Origin of the sequence: Romboutsia ilealis (assembly GCF_900015215.1) — a bacterium.
Classification (GTDB): domain Bacteria; phylum Bacillota; class Clostridia; order Peptostreptococcales; family Peptostreptococcaceae; genus Romboutsia; species Romboutsia ilealis.
On the sequence record NZ_LN555523.1, the window covers coordinates 1,991,929 to 2,012,146 of the forward strand.

15 protein-coding genes are annotated in these 20,218 nt (G+C 28.5%); 2 read left to right on the top strand and 13 right to left on the bottom strand.

What is annotated here, in order from left to right:
* Nucleotides 1-12: 12 nt before the first annotated feature.
* Nucleotides 13-1,467, bottom strand: a complete 1,455-nt coding sequence (locus tag CRIB_RS09410; protein WP_180702124.1) for a UDP-N-acetylmuramoyl-L-alanyl-D-glutamate--2,6-diaminopimelate ligase — start codon at nt 1,465-1,467, stop codon at nt 13-15.
* A 164-nt stretch (nt 1,468-1,631) separates the two neighbouring features.
* On the opposite strand from CRIB_RS09410, the gene CRIB_RS09415 reads away from it, so the two are divergent.
* The gene (locus CRIB_RS09415) at nt 1,632-2,510 is read left to right on the top strand and encodes an AraC family transcriptional regulator (protein WP_180702125.1); all 879 of its coding nucleotides are present in this window, start codon (nt 1,632-1,634) and stop codon (nt 2,508-2,510) included.
* A 37-nt stretch (nt 2,511-2,547) separates the two neighbouring features.
* Here CRIB_RS09415 and CRIB_RS09420 read toward each other — a convergent pair whose 3' ends face one another.
* The 6 genes from CRIB_RS09420 to deoC form a co-directional block, all read right to left on the bottom strand.
* Nucleotides 2,548-4,233, bottom strand: coding sequence for a PTS transporter subunit EIIC (locus tag CRIB_RS09420; protein ID WP_180702126.1), 1,686 nt, complete (start codon nt 4,231-4,233; stop codon nt 2,548-2,550).
* 249 nt (nt 4,234-4,482) lie between these two features.
* Nucleotides 4,483-4,986, bottom strand: a complete 504-nt coding sequence (locus CRIB_RS09425; protein ID WP_180702127.1) for a PTS sugar transporter subunit IIA — start codon at nt 4,984-4,986, stop codon at nt 4,483-4,485.
* A 51-nt stretch (nt 4,987-5,037) separates the two neighbouring features.
* Entirely contained in the window at nt 5,038-5,907 is an 870-nt protein-coding gene (gene licT, locus CRIB_RS09430; protein ID WP_243633510.1) for a BglG family transcription antiterminator LicT, read from the bottom strand.
* Nucleotides 5,908-6,102: 195 nt separating this feature from the next.
* Nucleotides 6,103-8,064 (bottom strand): fructose-1,6-bisphosphatase, encoded by a 1,962-nt coding sequence (locus CRIB_RS09435; RefSeq protein WP_180702128.1) that lies wholly within the window; start codon nt 8,062-8,064, stop codon nt 6,103-6,105.
* Nucleotides 8,065-8,152: 88 nt separating this feature from the next.
* Nucleotides 8,153-11,695: a pyruvate:ferredoxin (flavodoxin) oxidoreductase gene (gene nifJ, locus CRIB_RS09440; protein WP_180702129.1), complete on the bottom strand. Its 3,543-nt coding sequence runs from the start codon at nt 11,693-11,695 to the stop codon at nt 8,153-8,155.
* 371 nt (nt 11,696-12,066) lie between these two features.
* Nucleotides 12,067-12,741: a deoxyribose-phosphate aldolase gene (gene deoC / locus CRIB_RS09445; protein ID WP_180702130.1), complete on the bottom strand. Its 675-nt coding sequence runs from the start codon at nt 12,739-12,741 to the stop codon at nt 12,067-12,069.
* A gap of 308 nt (nt 12,742-13,049) precedes the next feature.
* On the opposite strand from deoC, the gene CRIB_RS09450 reads away from it, so the two are divergent.
* A complete protein-coding gene (locus CRIB_RS09450) occupies nt 13,050-13,427 on the top strand; it encodes a winged helix-turn-helix transcriptional regulator (RefSeq protein ID WP_276701988.1) in 378 nt (125 codons plus the stop codon).
* Between the two features lie 27 nt (nt 13,428-13,454).
* On the opposite strand, the gene pduL is transcribed toward CRIB_RS09450, so the two are convergent.
* The 6 genes from pduL to CRIB_RS09480 form a co-directional block, all read right to left on the bottom strand.
* Complete coding sequence (gene pduL, locus CRIB_RS09455) at nt 13,455-14,024, bottom strand: phosphate propanoyltransferase (RefSeq protein WP_180702131.1); 570 nt, start codon at nt 14,022-14,024, stop codon at nt 13,455-13,457.
* 202 nt (nt 14,025-14,226) lie between these two features.
* Nucleotides 14,227-15,486, bottom strand: coding sequence for a 3-phosphoshikimate 1-carboxyvinyltransferase (gene aroA / locus CRIB_RS09460; RefSeq protein ID WP_180702132.1), 1,260 nt, complete (start codon nt 15,484-15,486; stop codon nt 14,227-14,229).
* Complete coding sequence (gene aroB / locus CRIB_RS09465; RefSeq protein WP_180702133.1) at nt 15,479-16,621, bottom strand: 3-dehydroquinate synthase; 1,143 nt, start codon at nt 16,619-16,621, stop codon at nt 15,479-15,481. The genes aroA and aroB overlap by 8 nt, the downstream gene beginning before the upstream one ends.
* The gene (aroC, locus tag CRIB_RS09470) at nt 16,609-17,778 is read right to left on the bottom strand and encodes a chorismate synthase (protein ID WP_180702134.1); all 1,170 of its coding nucleotides are present in this window, start codon (nt 17,776-17,778) and stop codon (nt 16,609-16,611) included. The genes aroB and aroC overlap by 13 nt, the downstream gene beginning before the upstream one ends.
* A gap of 38 nt (nt 17,779-17,816) precedes the next feature.
* Nucleotides 17,817-18,410: a flavodoxin family protein gene (locus tag CRIB_RS09475; protein WP_180702135.1), complete on the bottom strand. Its 594-nt coding sequence runs from the start codon at nt 18,408-18,410 to the stop codon at nt 17,817-17,819.
* A 12-nt stretch (nt 18,411-18,422) separates the two neighbouring features.
* On the bottom strand, nt 18,423-20,201 hold the full coding sequence (locus tag CRIB_RS09480; RefSeq protein ID WP_180702136.1) for a PP2C family protein-serine/threonine phosphatase: 1,779 nt from the start codon (nt 20,199-20,201) through the stop codon (nt 18,423-18,425).
* Nucleotides 20,202-20,218 lie beyond the last annotated feature (17 nt).

Sequence of the window (20,218 nt, forward strand, 5' to 3'; positions counted from 1 at the left end):
TCTCCTTTATGTCTATTTATTATTTAAAAACTCTAGTGCTATTTCCTTATCATCAAAATGGTGTTTAACTTTTCCTAAAATTTGATAATTTTCATGCCCTTTTCCTGCGATGATTACTATATCATCTTTTTGAGCCATTTCTATAGCTTCTTTTATAGCTTCTCTTCTATCTACAACTACCCTATAGTTTTCTTTATTTTTATCTAATCCTTTTAATATATCCTCTATTATAAGTTTAGGATCTTCAGTTCTTGGATTATCAGAAGTTACTATACATATATCTGATAATCTTTGTGCTATAGCTCCCATTAATGGTCTCTTTGTTGTGTCTCTGTCTCCGCCACATCCAAATACAGTTATTATATTAGACTTTGCAAATCCTTTTGCAGTATTTAATATGTTTTCTAATGCATCTGGTGTATGTGCATAGTCAACTATAACACTTATTCCCTTATCATTAGTTATTGTTTCAAATCTACCTGCAACACCCTTAGTTTTTCCTAAACCTTCTTTAACTATTTCTTTAGGTATATTTAACATGTAACAAGCTGCTATTACTGCTAAAGTATTGTAAACTGTAAATTTACCTGGTACCGGCACAAACATTTCTTCTTCATATGTTGGAGTTACTAATGTATAAGATACCCCACTTGCATCTATCTTTATATCTTTTGCCATAAAGTCTGCTTTATTATCTATTCCATAAGTATAGCAAGGTGTATTTAAAGATTTTATATTTTCATATATCTTTGCCCCACCTTCATCATCTATATTTATTATGTTTGCTTTAGTTGTTTTATAGAATAATTTTTCTTTTGCATTTCTATAATCCTCTAAATCTTTATGGAAATCTAGATGATCTGGAGTTAGGTTTGTAAATATCCCTAATTTAAATTCTGTCTCATCTACTCTATTTAATACTAATGAATGAGATGATACTTCCATTGCACAATAGTCACATCCATTATCAAGCATATTTCTAAAATACTTTTGTAAATCTATACTTTCAGGAGTTGTTGAACTAGATTCAACTTCTTTATCACCATCAAATATTTTTATAGTTCCTACAAGACCTACTTTTTTATTATTTAAACTTAGTATTTCACTTAAGAAAGTTGTTATACTTGTTTTACCATTAGTTCCTGTAACCCCTATAACTCCTAATTCTTTTGATGGATTATTATAAAAATTATCAGCAACATTTGCCATTGATGCTCTCGTGTCTTCTACTTTTATAAAAGTATATCCTTCTATATTTATATCTTCTTGTACTAAAAAGGCTTTAGCTCCTTTTTTTATCGCACTTTCTATATATTTATGACCATCTGAGTTAAATCCTTTTATGCATATAAATAACGTATTTTCTTCAACTTTTCTTGAATCATACGCTATATTAGTTATATCTATATTTAAATCTCCAGTTACACTAACTATATCTAATCCTTTTAATAAATCATGTAATTTCATTAAATTTTACCCTCCAGATTTTATATTAATCTATCTATATTATTCTCTATTCTAAATGCCTAACTTATATTATTATATAAATTCAAATTTACTATGTACATTGTTTAAGATGCTTGCTACATTGCAAAAAATGCTCTATAATCTATTCTAAAGGTAGGTGGGTTATGAAAGATATAAATAACAAAGTTGGTTACTTAAATGACAATTTTAAAATCTTCCATATTAGAGATAAGAAAGATATAAAATTTGAATACCATCATCATGATTTCAGTAAAATAGTTATTTTGATCGATGGTGATTTAACTTATTATATAGAAGGTAAAGCCTATATATTAAAACCTTGGGATATTTTATTTATAAATAAAAATGAAATTCACAAACCAGTAGTAAACCCTGATAAATACTATGAGCGTATAGTTATTTGGTTAAATCCAGATTTTATGTCAAAATATGCTCAAGGTAATAATAATTTACTTAAGTGCTTTGAGGTAGCAATAAAAAATAATTATAATTTGCTTAGATTGAACATGAAATCCATTGAGATTATAAAAAATATAATTCAAGATATACAAAGTTGCGATGATAGTAATGAATTTGGAAGTGAGATTTTAAAAGAATCATTATTTGTCCAATTGATGGTTTTAATGAACAGGTTATTTTTAAATAGTGATAAAAATAGAGATATGGAAGATATTCAATATGATAAAACAATAGAAGGTGTTTTAAATTATATAAACTCTAATTTAGAAAATGATTTATCTATAGATACTATAGCTTCAAAATTTTTTATAAGTAAATATTACCTTATGAGAAAATTTAAAAGTCAGATAGGAAGCTCTATTCATAATTATATTATCCAAAAAAGACTCATACTTGCAAAATCACTTATATCTGAGGGTTTAACTATGAGTAATGTTTGTTCTAAATGTGGATTTAATGATTATTCAAGTTTTGTAAGAGCATTTAAAAAAGTATATGGTGTTTCTCCAAGTAATTACAATCCTACAATACATAATTTTGAAAACCCTATATCTGATACTTAAAAAAGGTATGAAATTTTAAATTTCATACCTTTTTATATTAGCTTCTTCCTAATATTCTATTTATCTCATGTCTATAAGCATCAGCTTTAGCACCAAATATTGCTTGTATTCCATTACCTACTTCAACAACACCTACAGCACCTAATGCTTTTAACTTATCTTTATCTACTTTTGATTTATCTTTAACTTCAACTCTAAGTCTAGTTATACATGCATCTATTGATACAGCATTTTCTTCTCCACCTAATGCAGCTAAAACTTCTGGAGCTTTTTGTACTATTTCATCATTTCCCTTAGCTTTGCTTGGAGCTTCTTTACCATCTAAACCTTTAGCAGCTTGGAAATCTGCTTTAGAATAAAGCTTAGCTTCTTCTTCATCACCTTCTCTACCTGGAGTTTTTAAATTTAACTTAAGTATTAAAGTTTTAAATAAGAAGTAATAAACTACTGCATATCCAATGCCTACTAATATCGCTCTTATCCAGTTTGTTGGAACTCCAGCTCCTGAAGGAAGTATTCCAAATAAAGTGAAATCTATTAATCCTCCTGAGAATGTCATACCTATAAATACATTAAGTATATCCATTAAGAAGAATGATAATCCTGCCATTATACAATGAACTACATATAATACTGGTGCAACAAATAAGAATGTAAATTCTAATGGTTCAGTTATACCAGTTAAGAAAGATGTAAATGCTGCTGATACTAATAAACTTCCAACAATTTTTTTCTTGTTAGGAGCAGCAGTATGATACATTGCTAATGCTGCAGCTGGAAGTCCAAACATCATGAATGGGAACTTACCAGCCATGAATCTTGTTGTTCCAGAAACTATAGTTGACATAGTATCTGCATCTGCACCAACTATACTTTGCATATTTCCTAATTGAGCAAAGTAAGCATAGTTAGCACCTTGAACTGTTTGCCATGCTCCATCTATTATAACTTGACCGTCAACGAATGATCCATACCAGAATGGTGTATAGAATATATGATGAAGACCAAATGGTATTAAAGCTCTTTCTATTAATCCATATAAGAATGTTCCTATTGGTCCTGCATTTTTAACGAATAATGCAATTACTGCTATTGCATCTTGTACAAATGGCCATATATATGCTAATAATGCACCTACAACCGCCATAGCTAAAGATACTACTATTGGAACAAATCTTGACCCTGAAAAGAATCCTATAACTGCTGGCAATTGTATATTATAGTATTTATTATGTAATGTTGACGTTACTATACCTGTTATAATACCACCAAATACTGACATATTAAGAGTAAATATACCTAATGTAGTTGTTACATATTGTGCATATTGAGATGGTACATCTCCTGAAACTAAAGTACCTAGAGGTGTAGCACCCATACCTAATAGTACACTTATAACTTGGTTCATTATTAAGAAACCAAATACAGAAGCAAGTGCTGCTGTCCCTTTATCTTGCTTAGCAAGACCTACAGCTGTACCTACTGCAAATAATACTGGTAAGTTTCCAAACACTATGTCTCCTATACCTTGCATTATTTTTAATATTATAGTTATCATCGGAATATTAACGAAAGCAATTAATGGCTGGTATATAGCTGGTGCATTTTCAAGCGCTGCTATATTTATTAATGATCCCCCAACTCCAAGTAGTATACCTGCAACAGGTAATGCTGCTATCGGAAGCATTATTGCTTTCCCAATTCTTTGTAAGTATTGAAGCATTTCTTATTTCCCCCCTATTATTTTTTTAGTTTTTACTAGCATCTGGTTATGAATTTATTATTTTTATTAATTATTAAAATCATTATTGCAATAAAAAAGAGCTAAATTATTTATGACATAGATGTACCATAAGTAATTTAGCTCATGCCTGCATAACCAGTAACACGCTATATATATTAACTTTATATTTTTATTATATCATATTAATATTACTATGTAAATATTTTTTGCAAACATTTTCACTAAATATTATTTTACTATCTCTATTTTATTTAATTCCCCTGCTTTAGCAGTTCCTTCTACTAATTTAACTGATTCACCTTCTGATAAATTAGTGAATACTACTATTGGCATTGAAGATTTTGCATTCTTTTCAATGAATTCTACATCCATTTTAACTAACTTATCTCCAACGTTAACCTTTTGATTTTCTTCTACAAATATTTCAAATCCTTCACCTTTTAAGTTAACTGTATCTACTCCTAAATGTATTAACACTTCTCTTCCATCTACAGAGTTTATAGTTACAGCATGTTTAGTTGGGAATACTGTTACTATTGTACCTTCTACTGGTGATACTATCATCCCATCAGTTGTTTTCATAGCAAATCCATCCCCCATCATTTTGCTTGAAAATACTTCATCTGGAACTTGAGATATGTTTACTAACTCTCCATTAGTTAATGGTACTATTTGTTCTTTTTTTACTTCCTGTTCTTTATTACCCTTAAATAAATTTTTAAAAAAGCTCATTTTATTTTCTCCTTTATTATTTTATATTTTATATTGAATTAAATATTATAATTAATTTATAACTTCTTCCTTATTAAAATTTATAACAGATATCACTCTATTTATATGTAATATTAAATATAATATCTCATCATCATTTACTTTATATTTATAATTTTCTTCTATAAATAATTTTATTTGCTTAGCACAATTATAACTTTCTTTATATTGTACTTTTACTACTTCTAATAAACCATTATTATTAGTATCTATAGATTCCTTTTTATCTATTAATCGTTTTGCAAAAAATTTTAGATGTGTTAATAATCTATCAAAATTAATTTCATCCTCTATAAATTCTATAGAGTAATAGTTTTTGATTATATCAAGTATCTTATTTATAATATCCATCATTAAACATGATTCATTAGTAGATTCTCGATAGTTTGCATTTATAATATGCATTGCTATAAATCCTGCTTCATCTATTAAAAAATCTACATCAAAAGTTTTATTTATATATTCTATTGCCCATTTCCCTATTTCATATTCTTTTTTATGAATTCTTCTAATTTCAGATAATAATTCATTTTTTATAGGTAAATTCTCTTTATATCTCTTAAGTGCAAAAGATATATGATCTGTTAAAGATATATAAATATATTCATCTAACGTAGTATTTAAATTTTTTTCTGCATATTCTATTATTGCACTACTTACACCAAAAACTTCTTCTGGTATTTCACTTGCTAATTTATTTACTTTACTTTCAAAATTATCATCTTGTATTACAAACGTCTTTTCAATTTTACTTTCATCAACATTATCATTCGGTTTCTTTTTAAATCCAATCCCACATCCAGTCAATATGACTTCCTTTTTACTACTATTCTCAAATGCTAAAATAACATTATTATTATATACCTTCTTTATGGTCACCATTGTTTCTAGCCCCCTAAAAATAAAAATACCTAAATCAAGATACAAAAAGTACTTCTTAACTTAGGTATTGCCTGCTCTATCAGTAACAATCCATTTTATTAATTTAAACAGATATATTTTATTTAGTTATATTTATCATTTTATATTAATTATATTTTTATGTCAAGCACTTAAAAAATCAATTTCCTATATATTTTATACTTCTTTTATAATACCTTTTTTATATGCCATTAAAAGTAATTTTAAATCATCTACTTCATCTAATAACTTCTTACCTGCATCAGTATCTTTTACAGTTTTTCTACTTAACTTATGTTCAACTAACATTGTAGTTGACAATATATCACTTTCATTTACTATTGCTTCTTCAGTAGATGTAAACGGCTCATGAGATATAAGGTGTAAGCTTTGCGAATTGTATATTAATGTATACCCAGCTATTCCAGTTTTAGATTGATATGCTCTTGAAAATCCCCCATCTATGGCTATTATTCTTCCATTAGCCTTTATTGGACTTTCTCCATTTTTACTTTCAACAGGAACATGTCCATTTATTATATGTGATTCATTTATATCTAGTCCAAATTCATCAAATATTTTATTACACACATTTTCATCTTCTCTTAGAGTAAAATAAGGATTTTTATTTTCTTTATGAGTTTCTTTTTCTGCTATAAAATGTCTTTCAAAAGTTGTCATATCATCTTTTCCAAATAATGAAGAACATTTACCTGTCCATAAATACCACATAATATCCATACCATATTGTTTTTGTTTGCTCTTTTCTTTAAAGAAATATCCTTCTCTTGCTAAAGTCTCCATTTGGTCCATTAGTTCTTTACCACTATATTCTATACCTTGTAGCTTCATACTCATAAAGCTTTTATCTTCATTTAAAGGAATTCCTCCATGTATTAATAAATTTCCATTACAAACTAAATATATACTTCCCTTTGAGAATAAAAATGACACATGTTTTTGTAGCTTTTCACTATTTTTAAATGAAGATACTAGTTTATCAATTACAATTTCTTCTTCTTTTGTTAACTTATATGGATTGTTTGGATCAATAGTCGGAAAATTATTATCTTTTAATTTATATACCTTTCCTTTTAAATTTATAGTTCCTTCATTATAATTTATATTATCTAAAAGTAACCTATGGTCCATTTCAAATTCTGGCCTTCTTTTAATTACTTCACCTTCAAGTTTAAATTGTATAATACTTATTGCCTTATGCATTTTTGCTATTAGTGTTTTTTCCTTAGTTGATATTTCTCCTCCACTTCCTTTTGGCATAAAACATGTACAAGGATCACTTTTATATTTATCTAGTGCAAATGTTGCTAATGGTAGCAAGTTTATCCCATATATATCTTCTATAATGTCTAAATTAGAGTATCTAGCTGATATTCTAAGCGCATTTGCTATACAAGTTTTTTCTCCACTTGCAGCACCCATCCATAATATATCATGATTTCCCCATTGTATATCTACTGAGTGATAATCCATTAATGTATCTAAAACTACATCTGGTCTAGGACCTCTATCATATATATCCCCTACTATATGAAGTCTATCTACTACTAACTTTTGTATAACCTTAGATATAGCTATTATAAACTCTTTTGCTCTATCTATGTTTATAATTGTATCTACTATACTTTTATAATAGTTTTGTTTATGTACTTGTTCTACATGTTCATTTAAAAGCTCTTCTATTATATATTTAAAATCTTCTGGAAGAAGTTTTCTCACCTTAGACCTAGTGTATTTACTCGATGCATATCTACATAACTCCACTAATCTATATATATATATTCTATAAAAATCATCTATATTATCTTCTTCTCTTTCTATTAACTCCAACTTTTGTTCTGGATAATATACTAAAGTTGCTAATGTCTTTTTTTCACTCTCCCTTATAGTACTTGAGAATAGCTCTTCTATCTTTCTTTTTATTACTCCAGACCCATTTTTTAGTACATGAACAAATGGTTCATATTCTCCATGTATATCACTTATAAAATGCTCTGTTCCCTTTGGAAGATTAAGAATTGCCTCCAAATTTATAATTTCTGTACTTGCTTTTGATATACTTGGATATTGCTTTGATAATACTTTTAAATATTTAAGTTCTTTTTCAATATTCTTCATTTAACACCTCCAAATATTATTACTACTTACATTTTAGCACATTTACAACAAAAGGATGGACAAAATTTGTCCATCCTTTATTTTAATATTAGAAATTTTCAGCTAATCTTTTATAGTTATTGTATCTTTCTTTAGCATTTTCTTCAGCCATACTGAATAATTCTTCAGCTACATCTGGGAATTGCTTAGCTATAGCAGCATATCTTACTTGACCCATTAAGAACTCTCTGAAACTTTCAGTTGGTTCCTTAGAATCTAAAGTGAAAGGATTCTTTCCTTCAGCTTTTAATTGTGGGTTATATCTGTATAAATGCCAGTATCCTGCTTTAACAGCTTTTTCTATATTAGCTTGAGCTCTTCCCATACCTTCTTTGATTCCGTGAGATATACATGGAGAGTATGCTATTATTAATGATGGTCCATCATGCTTTTCAGCTTCTATTATAGCCTTCATTAATTGGTTCTTATCAGCACCCATACCAACTTGAGCAACGTATACATTTCCGTAACTCATAGCCATCATACCTAAGTCTTTCTTCTTAGATCTCTTACCAGCAGCAGCGAACTTAGCCATTGCAGCAACTGGAGTTGACTTAGAAGCTTGACCTCCTGTATTTGAGTATATTTCTGTATCAAATACAAGCACGTTTACATTTTCACCTGAAGCAAGAACGTGATCTAATCCACCGTAACCGATGTCATAAGCCCATCCATCTCCTCCAAGTATCCATTGAGATCTCTTAACTAAGTAATCTTTTCTTGATTCTATTTCTGCTAATAATGATTTTATTTCTTCATCTTCACAAGAACATGTTCCAGCTAACACTTCTAGTACCTTTTCACTAGCAGCTTTAGAAGCTTCTCCATCTTCTTTAGCGTCTAACCATGCAGTAAATGCTTCTTTAGCACTTTCACATATATCCATAGTTAATAAAGTTTGCATAGTTTCTGCTATTTTATTTCTCATTTGCTTAACACCAAGCATCATTCCGTATCCAAACTCAGCATTGTCTTCGAATAATGAATTTGCCCAAGATGGACCTTTACCTTCATGGTTAACTGTGTATGGAGTTGATGGAGCAGATCCTCCCCATATAGAAGAACATCCTGTAGCATTTGCTATCATCATTCTATCTCCAAATAATTGAGTAACTAATTTGATGTATGGAGTTTCTCCACATCCTGCACAAGCTCCTGAGAATTCTATAAGTGGTTGTCTAAATTGACTTCCCTTAACTGTAGTTGGTGCAACTATATCTCCTTTAGGAGCAACTTTAGTAGTATCAACTGCAAATGCCCAGTTTTCTACTTCTACTTCTTGAGTATCAAGAGGCTTCATAACTAAAGCTTTTTGTTTAGCTGGACATATATCAGCACAGTTTCCACATCCTGTACAGTCCATTGGACTTACTTGCATTCTGTATTGTAATCCTTCAAATCCTTTACCTATAGCCTTCTTAGTATTGAAGCTTTCTGGAGCATTAGCTACTTCTTCTTCATTTACTAATACTGGTCTTATACATGCATGAGGACAGACATATGCACATTGGTTACATTGGATACAGTTATCAGTTATCCATTCTGGAACATTAACACCTACTCCACGTTTTTCGTATGCTGCAGTACCAGCTGGGAATGTACCATCTTCTAAACCTTCAAATGCACTTACTGGTAAGTTGTTACCTTCTTGAGCATTCATAGGTCTTAATATGTTCTTTATGAATTCTGGTTCGTCTGAATCTACTGCCATTTCTAATTCTTCAGCATTAGACCAGATAGCAGGAACATCTATCTTAACTAAAGCATTTAATCCTGCTTCAACAGCTTCAAAGTTCATGTTAACAACTTTTTCACCTTTTTTACCGTAAGCTTTCTTTATAGAATCTTTTAAGTATTCTACAGCTTCAGCTTCAGGTATTATTGCAGCTAACTTGAAGAATGCAGATTGCATTATCATGTTTATTCTGTTTCCAAGACCTATTTCTTGAGCTATCTTAGTAGCATTTACAGTGTAGAAGTTTATATTGTTATCAGCTATAAATTTCTTCATTTTAGCTGGTAAGTGTTGTTCTAATTCATCTTGAGACCATATAGTGTTAAGTACGAATACTCCACTTTCCTTAAGTCCCTTTAATAAATCATATTGATTAACATATGATTGGTTATGACAAGCTATGTAATCAGCCTCATCTATTAAGTAAGTTGATCTTATAGGAGCATCTCCAAATCTTAAGTGAGACATTGTTATACCACCAGATTTTTTAGAATCATATGCAAAGTAAGCTTGAGCATACTTATCTGTGTTATCTCCTATTATTTTTATAGCTTGCTTATTAGCTCCAACTGTACCATCAGATCCTAATCCCCAGAATTTACATCTTACAGTTCCTGGTTGAGCTATTTTTATTGATTCAGATTTTTCTAATGAAGTATTTGTAACATCATCTATTATACCTAATGTGAAGTTATTCTTAGGTTTTTCTGATGTTAAGTTATCAAATACAGTTTTTATATCTGTAGGAGTAACATCTTTTGAACCTAATCCGTATCTTCCACCTATTATCATTGGTGCATTTTCTACATCGAAGAATGCATTACGAACATCTAAGTATAATGGTTCACCTGTTGAACCTGGTTCCTTAGTTCTATCAAGTACGCATATTCTTTCAGCTGAAGCTGGTATAGCTTCTAATAAGTGCTTATTAGAGAATGGTCTGTATAAATGAACTTTAACTAAACCATAGCTTCCACCTTGAGCATTTAAGTAATCTATAGTTTCTTCTATAGTTTCTGTAACAGAACCCATAGCTATTATTATATTCTTTGCATTTTCATCTCCGTAGTAGTTGAATAATCCATGCTTTCTTCCTGTTAATTCAGACATTTTAGCCATGTATTTCTCTACTACACCTACTATATTATTGTAGTATTTATTTGATGCTTCTCTTGTTTGGAAATATATATCATCATTTTGAGCTGTACCACGAGTTACTGGGTGATTTGGAGATAAAGCACTATCTCTAAATGCTTTAACAGCTTCCATATTTAATAATGATGCATAGTCACTGTATTCTAATAATTCAACTTTTTGTATTTCGTGTGATGTTCTAAATCCATCAAAGAAATGTATAAAAGGTAATCTACCTTCTATTGCCGCTAAGTGTGCAACAGGTGCTATATCAGCAACTTCTTGAACTGATCCTGAAGCTAATAATACACATCCAGTTTGTCTTGCTGCCATAACGTCTTGATGGTCACCAAATATAGATAATGCTGAAGTAGCAAGAGCACGAGCACTTACGTGGAATACTCCTGGAAGTAATCCTCCTGCAACTTTATACATGTTAGGTATCATTAATAATAAACCTTGAGATGCTGTAAATGTTGTTGTTAATGCACCTGCTTGTAATGAACCGTGGAATGCCCCAGCAGCTCCTGCTTCTGATTGCATTTCTACAACATTAACTTTTTGTCCAAATATATTTTTTCTTCCTTGAGCTGACCAGTCGTCAACTGCTTCTGCCATGTTTGAAGATGGAGTTATTGGGAATATAGCAGCTACATCAGTAAATGCATACGCAACGTGTGCAGCAGCTGTATTTCCATCAACAGTTTTCATGAATTTAGCCATAATGTGTATCCTCCTTAATATTACTCCTATGTAGTTTAAGTATTAAATATCTTTAGCTACAGTGTACAATGAATACAATGTATAATTTAGTACAATTTATATATATAAATATTATGTTAAATTTATATAATAAAGAAGGTATTCCATAAATTTGTATAGATTCCTTCTTTATTATAAGTATAAATAATATTATAAACTAATTTAATTCTATATTTTATTTATAACTAATTTAATGCTTTGTGCTAGTCAAAAATCTATATAGTATTTTAAATATATACAATAAATTAACTCATAAAACAAATTAATTTATTTTTTCATATATATTAAATACCCATAAAATTAAGACTTAAATATTATTTTTTTATTTATTATTAATAATCACTTTTAGATGCGTTATTTCCTGTTACTATAGCAACTGAAGCACTTGCTCCTATTCTACTAGCTCCAGCGTCTATTACTTTAACTGCATCATCTTCACATCTAACACCACCAGATGCCTTTACACCTATATTTTCTCCTACAGTTTCTCTCATAAGTTTTATATCAGCCGGAGTTGAGCCACCTGTTCCAAATCCTGTAGAAGTTTTCACATAGTCAGTTCCTGCTTTAACAGCAAGTTCACAAGCTATTTTCTTTTCTTCATCAGTTAGATAACAAGTTTCTATTATAACTTTTACTAAAGCTTCTTTGTTTGCTGCATCTACTACTGCTTTTATATCTTCATATACTAATTCGTAGTTTTTATCTTTTAAAGCACCTATGTTTATAACCATATCAACTTCATCTGCACCTTTAGCTATTGCATCTTTAGTTTCAAATGCTTTAACAGCTGAAGTATTTGCTCCTAAAGGGAAACCTATTACTGTACAAACTTTTACATCGCTTCCTTTTAATTTTTCTTTTGCTAATTCTATGTTTGCTGGATTTATACAAACTGAGAAAAATCCATATTCCTTCGCTTCTTTACATAATTTAACTACATCTTCTTTAGTTGCTGTAGCTTTTAATATTGTATGATCTATTATATTAGCTATTTTTTTGTTCATTATAAATTCTCCTTTTTGCTACTTTTTTCGTTATATATTCATATTTGATATTACCATATTATGTAATTTATATGAATTTATTTTTTATAACACTACTTATAATTAACAAAAAACAATATCTTATTTACTATAATTTACACATTTAATAATATATTTTTAATTTAAAATTAACAAGTAGGCACTTTTTTTATATGTAGAAACTTAAAGTATACATAGTATCTTTTTAGATACTATGTATATCATATATTGTTATATACTAAATTTATGATATACTATTTTTATAAAATAAAAATGTGAGGTGTTTACAAATGAGTTTAAATTCTCATAGTAAATGTCATATGTCAAACCGTTGTTTAAAATATGAAACATGTCCTATGACTTTATTTCACAGATTAGTTTCTGGTAAGTGGAAAATACTTATCCTTTGGTATTTAAGCGGTGGAAGTCTTAGATTCAGTGAAATAAAAAGAAAATTGCCAGATGTTACTCAAAAAATGCTAACTAACCAACTTAGAAGTTTAGAAGAAGATGGACTTGTACATAGAGAAATTTTCCCTATTATTCCACCTAAAGTTGAGTATAGTTTAACTGATATGGGTCAAAAAATGATACCTCTACTTGAACAAATGTATGATTACGGAATTGAATATGAAAAAAATAATAAAAAAGAAAAGAACGGCTATTAAATAAAAAGTCCGTTCTTTTTTATATAATTATTCAGCTATTAATTCTACTTCTTCACCATTTCTAACACCTGCAGCGTTTCCTTCTTCAACGTCTACGTGCATTTCTAATGCAAAGTTAGCATTAGCTCTTACTAATACATTTTCAAATACTACTGCTCTTGGTCCGAAAGTTCTAACTTTTACTATTTGCTTATCAGTTACACCAAATCTAGCTGCATCTTCTAAGCTCATATGTATATGTCTAGAAGCAACTATAACACCTTCTGATAATTCTACTTCTCCTGCTGGTCCTACTAATTTAACACCTGGAGTTCCTGCTATATCACCAGATTCTTTTATTGGAGCTTTTATTCCTAAAGCAAATCCATCTGCTAAAGATATTTCAACTTGTGTATTAGGTCTAGCTGGTCCTAAAACTCTAACTCCTTTTATAGTTCCTTTAGGTCCTACTAAATCAACCTTTTCTTCACAAGCATATTGTCCTGGTTGAGATAATGGCTTGAAATGAGTTAACTCATGTCCTGCACCAAATAATGTTTCTATATCTGCTTGGCTTAAGTGAACATGTCTATTAGATAATGCTATCGGTAATTTCATCTTAAATTCCTCCTAATTCTTTTGTATACATGATACATTATATATAATATTTAACAATAAATCAAATGATTTTATTTACTTTTTAGCTAATAAAATCATCGATATATGTTCTTGATAATTTAGTGTTTTTATCAAAAACTCTCTTATACTATTTTGTTAACTTTAATTTGTTTTTATACTTTATATATTTTGTAATCTAGGATTATTTTGTTAGACTTTTTATAAGATCAAAATAGCCTGGGAATGATACATTTATACAATCTTCATTATCTAATTTTATTTTTTCGTCAGACATTAAGTTTAAAGTAGAAAATGCCATTGCTATTCTATGATCTTTAAATGTATTTATTTTTCCACCATTTAATTTAGCTTTTCCTTTTATTATCATTCCATCTTCTAATTCTTCTATATTCGCACCTAGTATTTTTAAGTTATCTACCATAGCCTTTATTCTATTACTTTCTTTTACTTTCAGTTCCTGTGCATCTTTTATTATAGTTGTACCTTCAGCTTGTGTAGCAAGTACAGCTATTACTGGAATTTCATCTATCAATCTTGGAATTATATCCTTATCTATTGTAGTTGCACATAAATTTGGTGTATATCTAACTAATAAGTCTCCTACTAATTCTCCACCAACTAACCTTTCATTTATTATTTCTATATTTCCATTCATATTTTTAACAACATCTATTATCCCAGTTCTAGTCTCATTTAACCCCACATTTTTTATAATAACTTCTGAATCTTTAGTTATTAACGTTGAAACTATTATAAATGCTGCTGATGATATATCTCCAGGTACATATATATCTTGGCTAAATAACTCATTTACTGGTTTTACACTTATTTTTAAATTTTCTATATTTATATCTGCTCCAAATGACTTTAGCATTATTTCTGTATGGTTTCTACTTTTTATCTTTTCATGTATAAAGCTAGTATCATTAGCATAAAGACTTGCAAGTATTAAAGCTGATTTTACTTGAGCTGATGCAACAGGCATATGATAATCTATAGCATTTAAATTTCCACCATATATTTTTATAGGCGTATAGTTAGAATCATCATTTCCTTCTATATTACATCCCATAAGTTTTAATGGATCTGTTACTCTTTTCATCGGCCTTTTAGCTATCGAATCATCTCCAATTAAAGTTGCATCAAATTTATTTCCTGCAAGTATTCCCATCATCAGCCTTATTGTAGTTCCTGAGTTCCCCACATCTAATATATCTTCAGGTCTCTTTAGTCCATATAATCCATTCCCTTTCACATATACATTCTTACCATCTATCTGTATATCTACTCCCATTTTTCTAAAGCAAGATATTGTACTTAAACAGTCTTCTCCCATTAAGAAATTGCTTATTTTGTTATGTCCTTTAGATATAGAAGAAAACATCACTGCTCTATGAGATATAGATTTATCTCCTATAAGTTCGAAACACCCTCTAAGCATTATTTACCTCCTTTATTATTTTTAATATTTCACCGTCATCTATATCATCTATAATTTTAACTTTTCCAAATCCTATAGGTAGTATTAGATTGATTTTTCCAAAGCTATTTTTTTTATCATTTTTCATTATTTCAAGTATTTCTTTGTTTATTTTATCTTTGCTTTCTTCAGTAATTTCATCTTTTTCATATAATGATATATTAAAATTTAAAGGTAAATTAAACTTATCACAGGCGTTTATAAACTTATCATAATAACTTCCATTTATATATCCTTTTTCTAGTGCCAACTTAAATGCCATGTTCATACCAATACTTATAGCTTCACCATGACTTATTTTACAAAGCTTTTCAACTCCATGTCCAAATGTATGTCCAAAGTTTAATATTTTTCTAAGATTGCCTTCTTTTTCATCTTTAGAAACTATATCAGCTTTTATTTCTATACATTTCTTAACCATATAATGTAGCGTTTTATTATCTTTATTTAATATATTTTCGCTATTATTTATAAGGTAATCTAAAAAGTCATAATCGTATATTATACTATATTTTATAACTTCTGCCATTCCAGCTATAAATTCATTATAAGACAATGTTTTTAAAGCATCTATATTTATATATGTAAATTTAGGTTGATAAAAAGCCCCGATTATATTTTTAAAATTTCCTATATTTATACCTGTTTTTCCCCCTACAGATGAGTCTACTTGTGATAGTAGACTTGTTGGTACTTGGCAAACATCAATGCCTCTCATATATGTAGATGCTACAAATCCAGCTAAATCTCCTACTACCCCACCACCTAAGGCTATTATTAGTGATTTTCTAGATAAATTTATTCTTATACAATACTTAATTATCTCTTCATATACCGATAATGATTTTGAATCTTCCCCTGATGGAATTATATATTCATATACTATCTTTGCTTTTATATTATTTATAAAATTATCAAGTTGATGATTGTATACATTCTCATCACTTATAATTAATACTTCATCATATATTTCATTTATATTAAATTTAGATAAGTTTTCAATATTCTTATTATTAAACTCATAAACTAATGTTGTAAAGTTCTTATAGCTATTATCTATTACTATATTGCAAACCTCATTTATTATCTTTTCCATCCTCTATCACCTAACCTTTTTATATATGAATTATAGTTTGATTTTAAATCATTTAAATTATCTCCACCTATTTTATCTAAGAAATATTTACATATAACAAATGCCACTACATTTTCACAAACTACACTGCACGCTGGAACAGCACAGTTATCTGAGCGTTCTATACTCGCACTATAGCTTTCTAATGTGTTTATATTTATAGATTTAAGTGGTTTATAAAGGGTTGGAATAGGCTTCATTGCACATCTTATAACAAGTTCTTCTCCGGTTGTCATACCGCCTTCTATACCACCTAAATGATTAGTCTTTCTTTTTATTCCACTTTCATCATCATAATATATTTCATCCATTGCATTAGAGCCAGGATTATTTGCAACATCAAATCCTATCCCTATCTCTACACCTTTTATAGCCTGTACACTCATTAAGTGCATCGCTAACTCTCCATCTATTTTTTTATCAAATTGAGTATATGAACCTAATCCTGGTATTAAGTTTTTTACCCTTATTTCCACAACTCCACCTAAAGTATCACCTTCAGATTTTACCTTGTCTATTTCATTTATTATTTCTTTTTCTATTTCTTGATTTATACATCTAACTTGGCTTTTATCTACATTTTCTTTTATATAATCAAATTCATATTTATTATTATCTTTTATATTCCCAATTTGAACTACATGAGAAGTAAAATCTATATTAAAATTTTTTAAAACTTGTTTACAAATAGCACCTATAGCTACCTTACTTGCAGTTTCTCTTGCACTTGATCTTTCAAGTACATTTCTAGCATCATCGAAATCATATTTTAGACAACCTACTAAATCAGCATGTCCAGGTCTTACTTTATCTACCTTTTTAGTTTCAAAATCAATATCTTCCATAGGATTCATATATTGTACCCAATTTTCATAATCTTTGTTTTTTATTTCTATTGATATAGGTCCACCTAGTGTGATTTTTCCTCTTACACCACCTAAAATATTTATCTTATCTTTTTCTATTTTCATTCGCCCACCGCGACCATATCCACCTTGCCTTTTCTCTAATTCATAGTTTATTTCCTCTATATTTAATTCAATATTAGCTGGTACACCATCTAATATTGATATTAAGCTTTTTCCATGTGATTCTCCACTAGTTAAATATCTTAACATAGGTACCTCCTTTGTTTTTCTGCTCAAAAAGAGCTTGTTTAATCAAGCTCTTTTATATCCATTATATAATTATTTAAATTTTCTTTTAAATTTTCTTTAAATGATGTATTTTCTTCATATTCTAATTTATCTGTATTATTTAAATATATATTATATTTTAATTTATTATTTACACTTTTAAAGAAAAAGTCCATTACTATTTGCCCACCCATAAATTGTGTTTCATAAGAAGTAGATCCTCCTACCGCAATATACATTCCTATACGCGTTTTATTTCTATCTATTGAAGGCTTTTTTAATATATATTTACTTGCGTAAATTGCCTGAGTTCTATCTACTAATGTTTTTAACTTTGCCGTTATACTATCAAAATTTACAGGACTTATAACTATAACTCCTTTAGCTTTATCAAACATTTCATACATTGGAGTCATATCATCCTTAAATTTACAAAATCCGGTTTGTTCACAAAAACCACATGCTGTACAGTATTCTATATTCATATCATAAATATTAAATATTTTATTTGATATATTATTCTGATTTAATATATTTGTTATTTCTTCAGAAATTTTAAAGCAATTTTTATTTTTTCTAGGGCTTCCATTTATTATTAAAATGTCTATATTCATATTATCTCCCCTTTAATTATTCTTTAACATCACTATTAATATATCATCATCATATTTATCCTTATTAGAAAATTCTTCAAGTTCATCTTTAAGGTTTTCTATGATTACTTCTTGATTGTTTGTATAATTATTTTTTATAAATTTTTCTAATCTAGATATTCCATATTCTTCTTTTGATTTATTTTTTATTTCTAATACCCCATCCGTATACATACAAATCATACTACATTCATCTAAACTTAATACATTATTTTCATAACTTACGTCTTCTATAACCCCTATAGGTATTCCTTTTTTACAATTTAAATCTCTTTTTATAGAACTATCCCTTTTTATTATAATAGGACTATAATGACCTGCATTTGATATGGTTATTGTATTTTCTTTTATATCTATCATACTTACTAAGCAAGTAGTGAATATCCCCATTTTATCAAATTCATCATAAAGCATATCATTTAAATTAGTCATTATTTCTCCAGGAGAGTTACAAGTTCTAGATAATACTTTAAATGCACCTTTTATAATAGCGACTGCATAATTTGATACTATACCATGCCCCATTACATCAGCTAGTATATATACTATCTTATCATCGCTAACTTTTATTGCATGATAAAAATCTCCACCTACTACCTTGGCTGGTTTATGGTAGAAATTTAACTCATTATCTATATTGTACTTTATTTTACTTTCATTCATTATAAGTTTTTGCTGTTTATTTAGTACATCTAATTCATTTTCAAGAATCTTATGTTTAACCTCTACTAAATTATATTCATATAGTTTAAGGGCTACCGAAAGCTGTCTTGCAAATATACTTAATATATTTAAATCATCCTCTGTATAATTAGGACTATTTGCACATACTATGTAACCAATAACTGATTTACTATCTTTATCTTTAATCTTATAATATATATAATTATTTATTTCCTTGTAATTTAATTTATTTTCATTACAATATGATCCTATAGAATCTTGAGATAGGATTTTTCCTATTATAGGATATATATTAGTTTGCTTTTTACCTTCTACGCTGTAAAAACTAAAAAGCTTATTTTTATTATCTACTTTTTCCGTTATTATTATAGATTCCTTGCTATTTGTTATATGACATACTTGTTTACTTAAATGATCTAAAAATTCATTTATATTATTATTAAAATACAACTTTTGTATTGCTTCATTTATAGAGCTAATTGCACCTCTTAATTTATGAACTAACATATGAGTGTTATTATTTTTCATTGTTATGTCTATAGATAAACTTATAAGCGATGATACAGATGATATAAAATCTATATCATATTCATTAATTTTATCCTCTTCAGTTAAAAAGCAAGTCATAAAACCGACCACATTATAATTAACAACAAGAGGAAACACAATTCTTCCGATATATCCCTCTATTTTAGCTAAATCTCTTTCATCTATAGATCTTTCATCTTCAAAGATATTTTCTATATACACTATTTCCTTTTTAGCTACAGCTTCATGTATGTACTTAGGATATTCATTAAAGTCTATTTTAACTCCTCTTGGTGTCTTTACATCAAAGAAATCTGGTATCTCATTTAAAGTTTCCGAACACACCAAATAAGCATATTCATAGTTATTTCTGTAAAATAAATTTACACATGCCTTAGTGGGATGAACTACCTCAAGCATTTTTTCTATTATTTTATCCTTTATATCAAAAAAATTTAATGATTGAGTTACCATTGCTGATATATCAACCAAATTTTTCATTTTATAATTGTCTATATTATCATTGTCGTTATCAATCATACTAGCCCTCTCCCTTA

Bases quoted from the DNA above. Each gene is read 5' to 3' on its own strand.
- CRIB_RS09410 (WP_180702124.1), bottom strand. From the start codon at position 1,467: ATGAAATTACATGATTTATTAAAAGGATTAGATATAGTTAGTGTAACT.
- CRIB_RS09415 (WP_180702125.1), top strand. From the start codon at position 1,632: ATGAAAGATATAAATAACAAAGTTGGTTACTTAAATGACAATTTTAAA.
- CRIB_RS09420 (WP_180702126.1), bottom strand. From the start codon at position 4,233: ATGCTTCAATACTTACAAAGAATTGGGAAAGCAATAATGCTTCCGATA.
- CRIB_RS09425 (WP_180702127.1), bottom strand. From the start codon at position 4,986: ATGAGCTTTTTTAAAAATTTATTTAAGGGTAATAAAGAACAGGAAGTA.
- licT (WP_243633510.1), bottom strand. From the start codon at position 5,907: ATGGTGACCATAAAGAAGGTATATAATAATAATGTTATTTTAGCATTT.
- CRIB_RS09435 (WP_180702128.1), bottom strand. From the start codon at position 8,064: ATGAAGAATATTGAAAAAGAACTTAAATATTTAAAAGTATTATCAAAG.
- nifJ (WP_180702129.1), bottom strand. From the start codon at position 11,695: ATGGCTAAATTCATGAAAACTGTTGATGGAAATACAGCTGCTGCACAC.
- deoC (WP_180702130.1), bottom strand. From the start codon at position 12,741: ATGAACAAAAAAATAGCTAATATAATAGATCATACAATATTAAAAGCT.
- CRIB_RS09450 (WP_276701988.1), top strand. From the start codon at position 13,050: ATGAGTTTAAATTCTCATAGTAAATGTCATATGTCAAACCGTTGTTTA.
- pduL (WP_180702131.1), bottom strand. From the start codon at position 14,024: ATGAAATTACCGATAGCATTATCTAATAGACATGTTCACTTAAGCCAA.
- aroA (WP_180702132.1), bottom strand. From the start codon at position 15,486: ATGCTTAGAGGGTGTTTCGAACTTATAGGAGATAAATCTATATCTCAT.
- aroB (WP_180702133.1), bottom strand. From the start codon at position 16,621: ATGGAAAAGATAATAAATGAGGTTTGCAATATAGTAATAGATAATAGC.
- aroC (WP_180702134.1), bottom strand. From the start codon at position 17,778: ATGTTAAGATATTTAACTAGTGGAGAATCACATGGAAAAAGCTTAATA.
- CRIB_RS09475 (WP_180702135.1), bottom strand. From the start codon at position 18,410: ATGAATATAGACATTTTAATAATAAATGGAAGCCCTAGAAAAAATAAA.
- CRIB_RS09480 (WP_180702136.1), bottom strand. From the start codon at position 20,201: ATGATTGATAACGACAATGATAATATAGACAATTATAAAATGAAAAAT.